The organism is Actinocorallia populi (genome assembly GCF_002995495.1).
GTDB classification, from domain to species: Bacteria; Actinomycetota; Actinomycetes; order Streptosporangiales; family Streptosporangiaceae; genus Actinocorallia; species Actinocorallia populi.
Genome location: NZ_PVZV01000012.1, coordinates 135,894 through 147,622 on the forward strand (window position 1 = coordinate 135,894; position 11,729 = coordinate 147,622).

Sequence of the window (11,729 nt, forward strand, 5' to 3'; positions counted from 1 at the left end):
CCCTGCCCGGATGGCCCGGGGTGCCGTCTGGCCATCCGGTATCCACACCGTCCGCATCCCGAACACCCGCGCTCGTCCGTGACCCGGTGGCGATCGCTTCGAACCGGAAGCGGTGACGTGGTGCTTCCCTGCAGGGGAAGGGGAGGCTGTAGAGGTGCGCTGATGCCGTACAGGATGTACTTCGTTGATGTATCGGGTGGAGAGGTCGGGATGGGCGATTACGAGAAGGTCGTGCAGGCGGTGAAGGCGGCTCAGATGGCTGTGGGGATGTGGTCGGACCGGGTGCGCCAGTCGGGTGAGCGCCGTCATGGGCTGGGACCGACCGATCCCTTGTGGGAGGTAGACGCCGATTACAGGGCCTCGCTGGACGCCGCAGCGGCGTTGAGCGACGCGTTGGAGGTGATAGAGGGGATGGCCGGGGTCGCCGATCGCACCGAGAAGGAGCATGCCGCGGCAGAGGCGCGAGAACGGGCGCGGGCGGGCTCTGAAAACCGGCAGCAGGTGCATCAGGCCGCCGTGCTGAACGAGTTGGCCGAGGCGGGTTTCGAACACCAGGACGCGGAGTTCCGCCTGGAGGCGACGGCCGAGAGGGTCCGCCGTGCCGTCCAGGCCGCCTGCGCCGAAGGCGTCTCGGCCCAGCGGGCCGCTCAAATAGGAGGGGTCCCCCTGGAAGCGGTCAACCGCTGGGCATGCCGGGACGAAAACACCCAGATGGCTGCGATGCGTAAGGACCAGTGAGCCTCTTCGTCCTACGGGGCGAGGCGCACGGCCTCCCGCCGAGCCGGATCGCCCGCCACGGCGGAGAGGAGTCCGTGCCCTCGCCGGGTGTCCCGGGAGCGCCGGGTGAGGGCGTTCAGGCGGTGGTCGGCCTGTAGGTCAGGACCGTGACGCCGGAGGCGAAGGTGGTGCTGTCGGCGAGCTCGATGCCGGTGACGCTCTCGGGGCGGAACAGCGGCTCGCCCCGGCCCTTGAGGACGGGATAGATCCAGATCCGGTACTCGTCGAGCAGGCCGTGCCGGGCGAGGTCGTCGGTGAGGCGGCCGTTGCCCCAGATGAGGATGTCGCCGCCGTCCTGCTTCTTGAGTTCGGCGGTCCGGGCGGCCAGATCGTCGCCGGGGATGACGACGGTGGGGTTCCAGGCGGTGGTGTCGACCGGCCGGGAGGCCACGACGTACTTGGTCATGGCGTTGACGTGGTCGGCGTAGGGGTTGCCGCCCATGTTCGGCCAGGCCTGGGCCATGCCCTCGTAGGTGACGCGGCCCAGCAGCAGGGCGTCGCAGCCGGTGGTCAGGGCGAAGGCGTAGGCCATGGCGTCCTGGCTGTTGTGGCTCAGGGACCACTCGTGCGGGTCGTCGATGAAGCCGTCGAGCGTGGTGTACGTGGAGGCGATGATCTTGCGCATGGTGTCTCCCGGAGGGTGTGTGCGTAGCGGATGTGTCGGTGCGGTCAGACGGCGGCGCGGGTCCGCTGCCAGGGGTCGCTGCCGACGAAGTGGGTGTCGAAGCGCTCCTGGACGGCCAGCAGGTCGCGGGGATCGGCCTGGCCGCGGCGGACGCGGTCGAGCAGGCGGAAGTAGTCGAACCGCTCCACGCCCGGGGTGATCACGATCAGTACGTCGGCGCCCGATCCGGGAGCCGCCGCGAAGGCGTGGACGGTGCGCGGGGGGACCACGAGGGTGTCGCCGGCCTCGGCGGTCACCACCTCCTCGCCCGCCAGCACCTGCAGCCGACCGTCCAGGACGAAGAACATCTCGGCCGAGCCGCGGTGGTAGTGCGGGGTCGCGCCGTCCTTCCCCCGTCCGAGGGAGGTGCGGATGACGCCCAGCCGGCCGTTGGTGGCCGACGCGTCGGCCAGCAGCGCGATGGTGTCGGGTCCGGCGCCGAGCAGCTCGGTGTCCTGGCGGCGTACCACGAGGGGCTCGAACTCCGGTGTGTGCGTCTCGCTCATGCCGAGATGATTTCACGATTGATAGTACGGCGTCAAACTATAAGGAGGTGAATATCCTTGACCTCGAACTACACTGGGGGCATGAGCACTCCGCGCACCCGTGACGACGTCCCGGCTCCCGCCGGCACCCCCTACGACCCCGCCGCCCCGGACGCGGTGGACGCGGTGGTCGCCGCCTGGCAGCGGGAGCGCCCCGACCTGGACCTCGCCGCGATCGCGGTGGTCGGCCGGCTGGGCCGGGTGGGCCTGCTCCTGGGTCCCGCCCAGGAGCGGGTGTTCACCGAATTCGGCCTGCAGCGCGGCGAGTTCGACGTCCTGGCGGCCCTGCGCCGCTCAGGCGCCCCCTACGTCCTCAGCCCCTCGCGGCTGTCCGCCCTGCTGATGCTCTCGCGAGCCGGGATGACCAACCGGCTGGACCGGCTGGAAGCCGCCGGAATGGTCGAACGCACCCTGGACCGGGCCGACCGCCGCAGCTTCCAGATCCGGCTCACCGACCAGGGCCACGCCACCGTCGACGCCGCCATGACCCGGCACACCGCCAACGTCACCGGCCTGCTGTCCGGCCTCACCCCCGGGGAACTGGCCACCCTGGACGGCCTGGCCCGCAAACTCCTGCACCACCTGGCCGACCCCGACCGGTGAACCCCGCCGGGCTTTACCGCTCCGCTCCACCCGGGCGAGAACATCCCGAGGCGGCCCCGCCGCCCCGCGACGCGGACACGGCTCGGGCTTCGCCCGCCCGAGCAGAACGAAGCCGCTCCCGGCACGGGTTGAGGAGAATGAGTGGAAAGGAGGGGGTATGAGGGTCGAGGTCGAGGACTTCCGGGGGTTCGTCGAGGGGGCGCTGGAGGTGCGCGCGGACGGGGTGGTGCTGGTCGTGGGCGGGAACGGGACCGGCAAAGGGGCGCTGGTGTCGGCGTTGGACGTGGTCGCGGGCCGTCGCGCGGAAGGCCGGACGGGGCATCTGGGGTCCGGTAGCGGTCTGGTGCGCGGCAGGTTCGGGCTCGTGGTGAGGACGGCGTGGGAGATCTCGGTCGACCCGGTGGGCGCCTGGGCCGAGTGGACCTTCGCCGAAGGAAGCCGGGACGGCATGCGCGCGCAGGCCGTGGCGGTGGGGCATGGCGACGGACGTGGAGACGTGGTGGGAAGGCTCGTCGAGACGGACGGCGCCTGGCACGTCGAGCTGGCGGACGGGGAGCCGGGAGTCCTCGAGCGGGTCTGCGGCGGGGAGGGCACTGCGCCGCCCGGAGCACTGGAGAAGGCGGTCGCGGAGAGTCGGCTGCATGGCGTCGCTGAGCCGCTGCGGCGCTTTCGGGAGGGGTACGCGCACTTCCGCTTCGGTGCGGGCACGGCGGCCGGTGAACTGCCCGTGCGGGACGTCGGTGGCAGGCTCGCCGAGGACGGCGGGAATCTCGGAACCGTGCTGCTCGGGCTGAGCACCGGAGAGCCGCGGCTTTGGGCCGAGCTGCGGCGCCGGGCCGCGGAGATACTGCCGGAGACCGGCTCGCCGGTGACGCCCGTGACGGGGGAGACGTTCACCGTGGCGTTCTCCCAGGACGGTCTGCTCGACGAAGGCTGGGACGGCGCGGACGTGCGCATCGGCCTGGACGAGGCGGGGCGCGGGGCCGAACGCGTCCTGGCCCTGCTCGCCTGCCTGCTGACGCGGCCGGAGCGCGTCGTCGTCCTGGAGGAGCCCGAGGAGGGGCTGCATCCGGCGGCGCAGCGCGCGGTGCTGGAACTGCTGCGTGAGCACGGCCGCGAGCGGACCTTCGTCGTCACCACCCACGCCCCCGTCCTGATCGACCGCGCCCTGACGGGGCAGGGCTCCCGCGTCCTGTCGGTGCGGCGGCGCCAGGGGATCTCCACGGTCGCCGAACTGGACGCGAGCACGGCGGACGCCGTCCGAAGAACCGGGCTGCGGCTGAGCGACGTCGCCGGATGCGGGCGGATCATCGTCCTGGAGAGCGCCGAGGACGAGCGGATCCTGAGCGCCTGGATTCCCGAGGTGCTGCACGACCCGGACGTCGGCGTGGTGCTGGAACCGGACGCCCCGGGGCTGCTCGAGGCCTGGCTCGACGCCGGCGGGCTCCTGGCGTCCTGGACTCTGCTGTACGCGGGGGCGGCGGACGGTCTGACCCCGGCCCTACGGGCGAAGGCCGCCGCCTCCGGCGTTCACCTCCTCGGCGCGCGGAGCCTCGACAACCTGCTGCTCGACTTCGGTGCGCTCGCCGGTCTCCTCGACGCGGCCTTCCCCGGCCCGCCGATCGTGACACCGCCGGACCGGCTGGAGGCCGAGGCGCGCGCGTTCGCGGACGAGTGGCGGGCGACGGGCGGCGCCGCGCACGTCCCCGACGAGGAGTGGGCGGAACGCTGGACCGAACTGATCCCGGGAACGGACCTGCTCGGCGAACTCTGGCGCAGGTTCCTCGGCCGTCCCTACAGCAGGCGGGAGGACGGTTGCGAGCTGGCCCGCACGATGCGGCCTCCGCAAGCCCTCATGCGGGACATCGCGGCGTTCCTGGAGGCATGAGGCCGCAGCCGCGCCGATTTTCAAGTTCTCTGCGGAAGAACTTTGGCGACTTCTTGTGACCAAGTGAGCACTCTGTGTAAGGTTCGTGGTGGGGCTGCAAAGAGCCCCGGCCGGGTCAACCTTCATCGACCCCATCCCGCACTGACGGGGGGAAGGGAAGGAAGGCAGCCGCTCTCACCTGTGAGCGGCCTCTGCCCGGCCGATTCCGGAACGCCAGTGGCGCCGACCCCGGACAGGGGCCCGTAAGGGACCCCGCCGGACAGACGCCATCGGGCACCGGACTGTTTCAGCGACTTTGAAACAGACCTTAGGTTGGAGGAATGGGCGGTGACGAGGTAGTCGAGGCGGCCACCAGGCTGTTCTCCGCTCTCGGGTACGACGGGGTCACCACCGCGATGATCGCGGAGGCCGCCGGGGCCACCGAGGGCGACGTGGCGGCGCTCGGCGGCAAGCGGGGCGTCTACGAAGCGGTGATGCGCCGCGTGCTTGAGGCGCAGGTCGCGCTGGTGGAGGAGATGCACCGGACCCTTCCCCCGGACGTCTCCGGCCTGCACGGCATGGTCGACATGTTCCTCGACTTCTACCAGGTGCATCCCGAGGCGATCACGCTGTGGCAGCATCGCGGCCTGTCGGACGCCGCCGACCTCGCCGGCATCGAACGCGATTACGCCGCCCCGGTCGTCCAGGGCATCAACGACCTGATCGCCCGCTCGGGCGTGCACCCCCGGGCCCGTTTCACGCTCCACAACGCCCTCGGCTGGTCCTTCTACGGTTTCCTCACCATCGGCATCGTCCACCCCGACGGTTCCACCACCCACTGGGAGGACCCCGCCGCCCGAGACCACTTCCGCCAGGCCGTCCGCTCCCTCATCAACGCCCTGGCAGCAACCCCGCCCTGACCGTCGGCCCTGCCATCCGCGATCCCAGCGCTCGCCTGAACCGAGGTGGCCGTCGGACGGGTGAGCTCGCTCGTGCCTTTCGGACGGGCCGGGCCTCGAACGAAGAGCCGCGGCTCAGCCGGGCCAGCGGCCGAGCGCGGCCAGGTGGAGGACCAGGGCCGCGCCGTTCCAGGCGTCGTCGGCGCCCCTGTGCTCCGTGCCCTCGCCGGAGAGACCGGCGAGGCGAAGGGCCTCGGGCCTCGACGGACGGCGGGTGAGGCCGTGAGCGGCGGCGAACACGGCTTTGGCGTCGATGTGGTCGTCCGAGAACGGGTAGGTGACGCCGTCGCGGGCGCATTGGACCGTGAAGAGCCCGAGGTCGAAGGTGCCCCAGCTCGCCCAGGGCCGGGAGTCCGACCCGTGGACCTGCCGGAGCCGGTCGCATGCCTGCGCGAACGTCGGAGCAGTCGCCACCTCGTCTTCGGTGAGGCCGGTCAGCGCGGTGCAGAACGGCGACACCCGGGAGCGGGCGGGACGGACCAGAAGACGGTCGCGGGCCGCTCGCGTGCCGGAGGCGAGGTCCACCACGCAGACGCCGATCTCGATGATCTCGGCCACCTCGCCCGGCGGCGCGATCCTGTCCGGCCAGCAGGTGGCCTCGACGTCCACGACGTTCAACAGCATTCCTTCCATGCGGCCGACGGTAGGAGCGCGGCATCCCACCGGCCAGGGGCCGGTGTCCCGTTGCGGGCTGGACCCGCGCAGCGCGCTTCGAGCCGTCCCCGGGGAGGCGGGACAGCGGTCCCTGGTCCCCGTGCCCGGGACTCCGGTGGGATGGCCCGCAGGAACCCGAGGCAGGAGGTGGGATGGGACTCGCACGTACGCCGGCCGGACCGCTGTGCGCGGCGCTCGCGCTCACGGCGCTCACCGGATGCGGCGTCATCACCTACCCGGAGCCGCCCGAGCCCCACCGCCCCGCCTCCGCGCCCGGTGAGCGCCGCATCCTCGAACCGGAGAAGGCGGGCGGCCTGATCAAGGTCCCGGAGCTCGGCCTCCCCGACCACATCGACCTGGGCCCTGCCCGGCTCGCCGGCAGGACGCTCGCGGGCTACTACCGGCTGCCCTCGGTGGACGTCGAGGACGGCCCCGGCAGGTTCTCCCTGGTCATCGCCGCGGAGACCGGCTCCGACCTCGCGGAGTCGCGCCGCGACCACTTCCTGAAAGAGGTCCTGGGCGAGGACTCCTTCGGCCTCTACGGCCAGACCGGCCAGGACACCCCCGGCCCCCTCGGCGGCACGTCCTTCTGCGGCTGGACCGCCACTCCCGAGGACGGCGGCATGGCCTGCGCCTGGTCCGACGAGGACACCGCGGGCGTCATCACCTTCCCCAGCGGCGGCACCTCCGAGAAGGACCTGGAGAAGATCATCCGCACTTTCGTCGCCATGCGCCACGACATCGAACGCTGACCGCCCGGGAACACGGTCACTCCCGAACACGGGGCCGCCGGGCTTCGTGCCGTGCCCGTCACGACGGCCGCCCACCGGGTCGGCCATGCCGCGCCGAGCGACTTCGGCGCATACTTCGTCTTTTTGCGTGCGTCAGTCGGTAGGGTCGGGAAATCCCGAAACGATCATGTTTCTTCCCCTCGGATTCAAGGAGTCGCCATGGGTGATGGTGCCGTTCCCTCTTCCATCGATACCTCTGTTCCGCATCCGGCGCGGATCTACAACGCGTTCCTGGGCGGCAAGGACAATTTCGCCGTCGACCGCCAGATCGCCGAGCAGACGCTCGCCCTCTTCCCCGATATCCCGGTGATGGCCCGGCAGAACAGGGAGTTCCTGCACCGGGTCGTGCGGTACATGGTGCAGGAGGCGGGCATCGACCAGTTCCTGGACATCGGCTCGGGGCTCCCGGCCGAAGGCAACGTCCACGAGGTCGCCCAGGAGCTCAACCCCGAGGCGAAGGTCCTCTACATCGACAACGACCCGCTCGTCCTGGTGCACGGCCAGGCGCTGCTGGCGAAGAACGGCAACACCAAGGTGATCACCGCGGACCTGCGCCAGGTGGACGAGCTGCTGTCCGCGGTCGAGGAGAGCGGGCTGCTGGACCTCTCCCGCCCGGTGGGGCTGATGCTCGTCGCGGTGCTGCACTTCGTCTCCGACGAGGAGGACGTCGAGGGCCTCCTGCGCGCCTACCTGGCGCGTCTGGCTCCGGGTTCGGCCATGGCGATCTCGCACATCTCCCCGGGCGGCGCCGATTCCGAGCGGCTGGACCAGGCGGTCGACATCTACTCCGCCGCGACCCCGCCTGGAGTGCATCTGCGCACCGCCGAGCAGGTGACCCGGTTGTTCGACGGCACGACCCTGCTGCCCCCGGGTGTGGTGCCCATCGCCGACTGGCACCCCCGGCGCGGCGACGACACCCGCCCGACCGCCGCCACCGGCCTGGGCGGAGTGGGCATGCTCTGACGCTGTTACGCGCTGCGCCTCGGCGGCCGAAGACGTGAGCTGTCCAGGATCGGTGAAGTCCTTTGACGTTCGAGCCGAGCGCGGACGTCGGGAAGCCGACGGGCGTTGCGGTATCAGGCCATGCCTGCCAGCTCCCGATCGGCTTCCCCGAGGACGAGCCGGATCGGATTTCGCACGAGATCACATCGACGGCGCATTCCAAGGACAACGCGTATCCTCCGGAGACGGGATGACCTGTGTAGCGGATGGCGGCCGCCGTACCTGAGGAGACCTGTGACCGGGAACGACACCGAAGAACAGGTATGGGATCCTTTCGGCACGCTTCGTCGGACCCTCTGGATCGGCGGCGGGCAATGGGCCGGCAAGTCCACCGTCGCCCGGTTGCTGGCCCTCCGATACGGGATGACCGTCTACCACTACGACCATCACGATGCCCGCGGCCACAATGACCGCCGGATCGCTCGCCGCGTCAGGCTCGGCCTGCCTCCCGAAGGCCCGGACCCTGAACGGACCTGGGTGAACACCACCCCTGAGGAGATGGCCGCCGAAACGCTGGCCGGTTTTCCGATCCGGTTCGCATGGGCCTTGGACGATCTGCGCTGCCTGGTCTCCGGGCGTCCCGTCATCGCCGAGGGCTGGGGGCTCCGTCCCGAGCTGGTCGCCCCGATCATCGGCTCTTCCCGGCAGATGGTCGTCATGGTGCCCACCCAGGCTTTCCGCGACCACCAGCTCCACGGACTCCCGCGAGCCGCCGCCATCGACCATGACGTCAGCGACCCCGAACGAGCCCAGCGCAACCGGCTGGAGCGGGACCGCCTCGTCGCCGACGACGCCGTCCGCTCCGCCCGGCGCCTCGGCATCCGCGTGATCGAGGTCGACGGATCCCGCGACGCCGCGGCCGTCGCCGACATCGTCGCCGACCACTTCAGCCCCTACCTGCCACCGGAGGACCACATCGCCTGACCGGCATGGCGGGTGCCGGCCGGGTCGCGCCGGTGGGCGCGACCCGGCCGTGTACTCGTCTGCCGTGGCCGTGGTGAGGCCGTCAAAGGCGCAGCCCGAAGGGCGCGGCTCCCACGAGGCCGCCGTCGATGACGAGGTCCTGGCCGGTGATGTACGACGCGTCGTCCGAGGCGAGGAAGGCGACGGCGGCGGCGACGTCGTCCGGGTGGCCGAGCGAGCCGAGCGGTATTTCCGCCAGGATGCGGCTCTCCGCGTCGGGGTCGATGGCGGACCGGTACATCTCGGTCTCGATGTAGCCGGGGCTGACGGAGTTGACGCGGATGCCGCGGGGCGCGAGGTCGGTGCCGAGCGTGCGGGCGAGATTGTGCACGGCCGCCTTGCTGGCGGCGTAGACCGAGGCCACCGGGAGGCCGCGGTGCAGGGTCCAGGAGGCGTTGATGACGACGGCTCCTCCGTCGCCCATCAGCGGCAGCGCCTTCTGGATCGTGAAGAACACCCCCTTGAAGTTGGTTCCGACGGTATGGTCGAAGTCCTTCGGGGTGAAATTTGGCTTGAAGTCCGCAATACCGGCGTTGGCGAATACCGCGTCGAGAGTGCCGCGCCAGGTCTCGACGCGTCGCACGAGGAGATCGAGGTCGGCGTCGACGCCGACGTCCGCGCGGACGGACAGGACCCGCTCGGAGCCCAGGCGTTCTGCCGCGGTGTCGAGGCGGGCCCGGTCGCGGCCGGTGATGACGACGTACGCGCCCTCGTCGAGGAGCCTGCGCGCGGTCGCGAAACCGATGCCGCTCGTGCCGCCGGTGATCAGAACCGTTTTGTTCGTGAATCGCTTCATGACGACGATCCTCGGGCGGTGCGAGCCTATGCGGCAGTGTCGGCTGAACCTGGGTCCGGCACCACCACCAAGCGCTCCAGCATGGCCTCCGTTCCCGTCCCGGGTGCGGGGACGTGCAGCGACAGGCGGTGGCCGGGCAGCTCGGGCAGCGGCAGGACGGTGGCCTCGAAGGTCAGCGTCCCCAGGCCGGGAACCTCCAGGGCCTTGGTGCCATGGGTGGGACCGCCGACGGGGAGCTCCGCCCAGATCTCGGCGAAGGCGGGGCTCGCGGCGCACATGTCCGCGGCCAGGCGGCCGAACTCGGGATCGTCCGGGTAGCGGGCGGCGTCCGCTCGGAACAGGCCGACCATCGCTCGCGCCGCGTCGTGCCAGTCCACGACCGTCGCACGGTAGCGGGCGTTGGTGAAGAAGCTGACCAGGCAGTTGTGGTCGTACTCGTTGCACTGGAACACGATCTCGGCCGCGCGGTTGAGCGCGAGGACGTTCCAGTGCCGGTCGATGACGTACGCGGGCCGCGGCAGCCAGCCCTCCAGCAGCCGCCGCACGGCATCGGGGACCCGGTCTTCGGCAGGCACCGCCCGCGGCGGGTTGAGACCGGCGAGAAGGTACAGGTGCTCGCGTTCGGCGGGCTCCAGGCGCAGCACCCTGGCGACGGCGTCCAGGACGTCGGCGGAGACGTTGATGTCGCGTCCCTGTTCGAGCCAGGTGTACCAGGACACCCCCACGCCGGCGAGCACCGCCACCTCCTCCCGCCGCAGTCCGGGCGTACGGCGGCCTCCGCCCGCCGGCATGCCCACGTCGGCGGGCGTCACCCGCGCTCGCCGCGACCGGAGGAACGCACGCATCTCGGAACTGCGCCGCTGCCGCGCATCCGCAGAGAGCCGGGAAATATCCACCAGACAATGCTATGTCGTGATCTACAAGCCTGGTCTGCACGGCGCGTCCTCGCATGCCGCCGCCCGGAGGGCCACCGCCGAAGGCGGCTCATGCCCCGCCAGGTGATCGGACAGCGCCGTCCCCACCGGCACCACGCCTGGCCCGCGCCCGTCGAAGGAAGGCCCTTTCATGCGGGGAGCAGCCCTGAACTGCCCCGATGCGTGCTGATCCTCCAGGACGACGGACTGGATGAGGTGCATTTGCCGCTCGGCGGATGCCGCCGGTCATCCGGTTCGGTCTGGCGACTTGTAGAGGTCGCCAAGGCGGGCGAAGCCGCCGCTCATTCGGTTCCGGTGCGGGCCGTTGTATCCACAGGCCGTCGGGCATGTTCTTCGGGGTTCCCTTACTCTCGTTGCAGGCGGGGAAGGGACGGACAGGTGGGGACGAGGACGGGCTCGCGTCGCAACCAGCAGGAGCGGACGAGGGCGACCACGGCGGCTCTGGTGGCCGCGGCACGCGAGTTGTTCGTCGCGGAGGGCTTCGCGGGCACCTCGCTGGGTGCGATCTGCGATCGGGTCGGGGTGACGCGAGGGGCGTTCTACCACCACTTCGAGAACAAGGAGCAGATCTTCCGCGAGGTGTACGCGGCCGAGCAGAAGGAGCTCGGCGTCGTGGTGCGGCGGGCCTTCCTCGCCGAGCGCGACCCCTGGGACGGGCTGGTCGCAGGCAGCCGCGCGATGCTGGAGGCGTCCCTCGAGCCCGCGGTGCGCCGGATCACCCTGGTCGAGGCGCCGGGCGCGCTCGGCTGGACGGTGATGCGCGGCATCCAGGCCGGTTGCAAGGAGCAGTTGCGCATCGGGCTGGCCCTGTCCGTCGAGGCGGGCTGCCTCCCCGCCCGCCCGCTGGATCCCATGACCTCCCTGCTGTACGGGGCGTTGTGCGAGAGCGCGCTGGACATCGCCGGCGCCGAGGACCCCCGCGCGGTGCTGGAGGACACCACCGTCCAGCTCGAAGCGCTGCTGACGGGCCTCGCGGGCCGCGTCGGGCCAGGCTGCGCCCACAGCTGACCGGGGCCCGCCCGCGCGGGTGACCGGCCCCGGGCACGTCGAAGGCGGGTCGCGAGCCCGCCGGTCGTGCGCTTCCCGCAAACCGGCGCGGGCCCTCATGGACAACGGCTTCACCATCTCCTCGCGCCAATGCGATCATTGACATGCATACAGCATGTATGTAAA

Annotated in this window: 13 protein-coding genes; 8 read left to right on the forward strand and 5 right to left on the reverse strand. The window is 71.1% G+C overall.

Going from position 1 to position 11,729, the window contains the following annotated elements; all coding sequences use genetic code 11:
• The first annotated feature begins 210 nt into the window (after nucleotides 1–210).
• Complete coding sequence (locus C2865_RS36335) at nucleotides 211–738, forward strand: hypothetical protein (RefSeq protein WP_157964062.1); 528 nt, start codon at nucleotides 211–213, stop codon at nucleotides 736–738.
• A gap of 115 nt (nucleotides 739–853) precedes the next feature.
• Here the strand turns inward: C2865_RS36335 and C2865_RS36340 are convergent, their stop codons facing one another.
• Nucleotides 854–1,402, reverse strand: a complete 549-nt coding sequence (locus tag C2865_RS36340; RefSeq protein WP_106403212.1) for a dihydrofolate reductase family protein — start codon at nucleotides 1,400–1,402, stop codon at nucleotides 854–856.
• A gap of 44 nt (nucleotides 1,403–1,446) precedes the next feature.
• On the reverse strand, nucleotides 1,447–1,947 hold the full coding sequence (locus tag C2865_RS36345; RefSeq protein ID WP_106403214.1) for a cupin domain-containing protein: 501 nt from the start codon (nucleotides 1,945–1,947) through the stop codon (nucleotides 1,447–1,449).
• A gap of 81 nt (nucleotides 1,948–2,028) precedes the next feature.
• Between C2865_RS36345 and C2865_RS36350 the strand changes: the two genes are divergently transcribed.
• The 3 genes from C2865_RS36350 to C2865_RS36360 all read left to right on the forward strand — a co-directional run bounded on the left by C2865_RS36350 (nucleotide 2,029) and on the right by C2865_RS36360 (nucleotide 5,376).
• On the forward strand, nucleotides 2,029–2,589 hold the full coding sequence (locus tag C2865_RS36350) for a MarR family winged helix-turn-helix transcriptional regulator (protein ID WP_106403216.1): 561 nt from the start codon (nucleotides 2,029–2,031) through the stop codon (nucleotides 2,587–2,589).
• A gap of 157 nt (nucleotides 2,590–2,746) precedes the next feature.
• The gene (locus tag C2865_RS36355) at nucleotides 2,747–4,477 is read left to right on the forward strand and encodes an AAA family ATPase (RefSeq protein ID WP_106403217.1); all 1,731 of its coding nucleotides are present in this window, start codon (nucleotides 2,747–2,749) and stop codon (nucleotides 4,475–4,477) included.
• Nucleotides 4,478–4,797: 320 nt separating this feature from the next.
• Complete coding sequence (locus C2865_RS36360) at nucleotides 4,798–5,376, forward strand: TetR/AcrR family transcriptional regulator (protein WP_106403219.1); 579 nt, start codon at nucleotides 4,798–4,800, stop codon at nucleotides 5,374–5,376.
• A 114-nt stretch (nucleotides 5,377–5,490) separates the two neighbouring features.
• Here the strand turns inward: C2865_RS36360 and C2865_RS36365 are convergent, their stop codons facing one another.
• Entirely contained in the window at nucleotides 5,491–6,048 is a 558-nt protein-coding gene (locus tag C2865_RS36365) for a 3'-5' exonuclease (protein WP_106403221.1), read from the reverse strand.
• 173 nt (nucleotides 6,049–6,221) lie between these two features.
• Between C2865_RS36365 and C2865_RS36370 the strand changes: the two genes are divergently transcribed.
• The 3 genes from C2865_RS36370 to C2865_RS36380 all read left to right on the forward strand — a co-directional run bounded on the left by C2865_RS36370 (nucleotide 6,222) and on the right by C2865_RS36380 (nucleotide 8,786).
• The gene (locus C2865_RS36370) at nucleotides 6,222–6,821 is read left to right on the forward strand and encodes a hypothetical protein (RefSeq protein WP_106403222.1); all 600 of its coding nucleotides are present in this window, start codon (nucleotides 6,222–6,224) and stop codon (nucleotides 6,819–6,821) included.
• Nucleotides 6,822–7,019: 198 nt separating this feature from the next.
• Nucleotides 7,020–7,823, forward strand: a complete 804-nt coding sequence (locus tag C2865_RS36375) for an SAM-dependent methyltransferase (protein WP_106403224.1) — start codon at nucleotides 7,020–7,022, stop codon at nucleotides 7,821–7,823.
• Between the two features lie 273 nt (nucleotides 7,824–8,096).
• Nucleotides 8,097–8,786, forward strand: a complete 690-nt coding sequence (locus C2865_RS36380; protein ID WP_106403226.1) for a hypothetical protein — start codon at nucleotides 8,097–8,099, stop codon at nucleotides 8,784–8,786.
• Nucleotides 8,787–8,868: 82 nt separating this feature from the next.
• Here C2865_RS36380 and C2865_RS36385 read toward each other — a convergent pair whose 3' ends face one another.
• On the reverse strand, nucleotides 8,869–9,621 hold the full coding sequence (locus C2865_RS36385) for an SDR family NAD(P)-dependent oxidoreductase (protein WP_106403228.1): 753 nt from the start codon (nucleotides 9,619–9,621) through the stop codon (nucleotides 8,869–8,871).
• Nucleotides 9,622–9,647: 26 nt separating this feature from the next.
• Complete coding sequence (locus tag C2865_RS36390) at nucleotides 9,648–10,466, reverse strand: helix-turn-helix transcriptional regulator (protein WP_106403230.1); 819 nt, start codon at nucleotides 10,464–10,466, stop codon at nucleotides 9,648–9,650.
• Nucleotides 10,467–10,934: 468 nt separating this feature from the next.
• Between C2865_RS36390 and C2865_RS36395 the strand changes: the two genes are divergently transcribed.
• Entirely contained in the window at nucleotides 10,935–11,564 is a 630-nt protein-coding gene (locus C2865_RS36395) for a TetR/AcrR family transcriptional regulator (RefSeq protein WP_198653851.1), read from the forward strand.
• Nucleotides 11,565–11,729: the final 165 nt, after the last annotated feature.

Bases quoted from the DNA above. Each gene is read 5' to 3' on its own strand.
- C2865_RS36335 (WP_157964062.1), top strand. From the start codon at position 211: ATGGGCGATTACGAGAAGGTCGTGCAGGCGGTGAAGGCGGCTCAGATG.
- C2865_RS36340 (WP_106403212.1), bottom strand. From the start codon at position 1,402: ATGCGCAAGATCATCGCCTCCACGTACACCACGCTCGACGGCTTCATC.
- C2865_RS36345 (WP_106403214.1), bottom strand. From the start codon at position 1,947: ATGAGCGAGACGCACACACCGGAGTTCGAGCCCCTCGTGGTACGCCGC.
- C2865_RS36350 (WP_106403216.1), top strand. From the start codon at position 2,029: ATGAGCACTCCGCGCACCCGTGACGACGTCCCGGCTCCCGCCGGCACC.
- C2865_RS36355 (WP_106403217.1), top strand. From the start codon at position 2,747: ATGAGGGTCGAGGTCGAGGACTTCCGGGGGTTCGTCGAGGGGGCGCTG.
- C2865_RS36360 (WP_106403219.1), top strand. From the start codon at position 4,798: ATGGGCGGTGACGAGGTAGTCGAGGCGGCCACCAGGCTGTTCTCCGCT.
- C2865_RS36365 (WP_106403221.1), bottom strand. From the start codon at position 6,048: ATGGAAGGAATGCTGTTGAACGTCGTGGACGTCGAGGCCACCTGCTGG.
- C2865_RS36370 (WP_106403222.1), top strand. From the start codon at position 6,222: ATGGGACTCGCACGTACGCCGGCCGGACCGCTGTGCGCGGCGCTCGCG.
- C2865_RS36375 (WP_106403224.1), top strand. From the start codon at position 7,020: ATGGGTGATGGTGCCGTTCCCTCTTCCATCGATACCTCTGTTCCGCAT.
- C2865_RS36385 (WP_106403228.1), bottom strand. From the start codon at position 9,621: ATGAAGCGATTCACGAACAAAACGGTTCTGATCACCGGCGGCACGAGC.
- C2865_RS36390 (WP_106403230.1), bottom strand. From the start codon at position 10,466: ATGCGTGCGTTCCTCCGGTCGCGGCGAGCGCGGGTGACGCCCGCCGAC.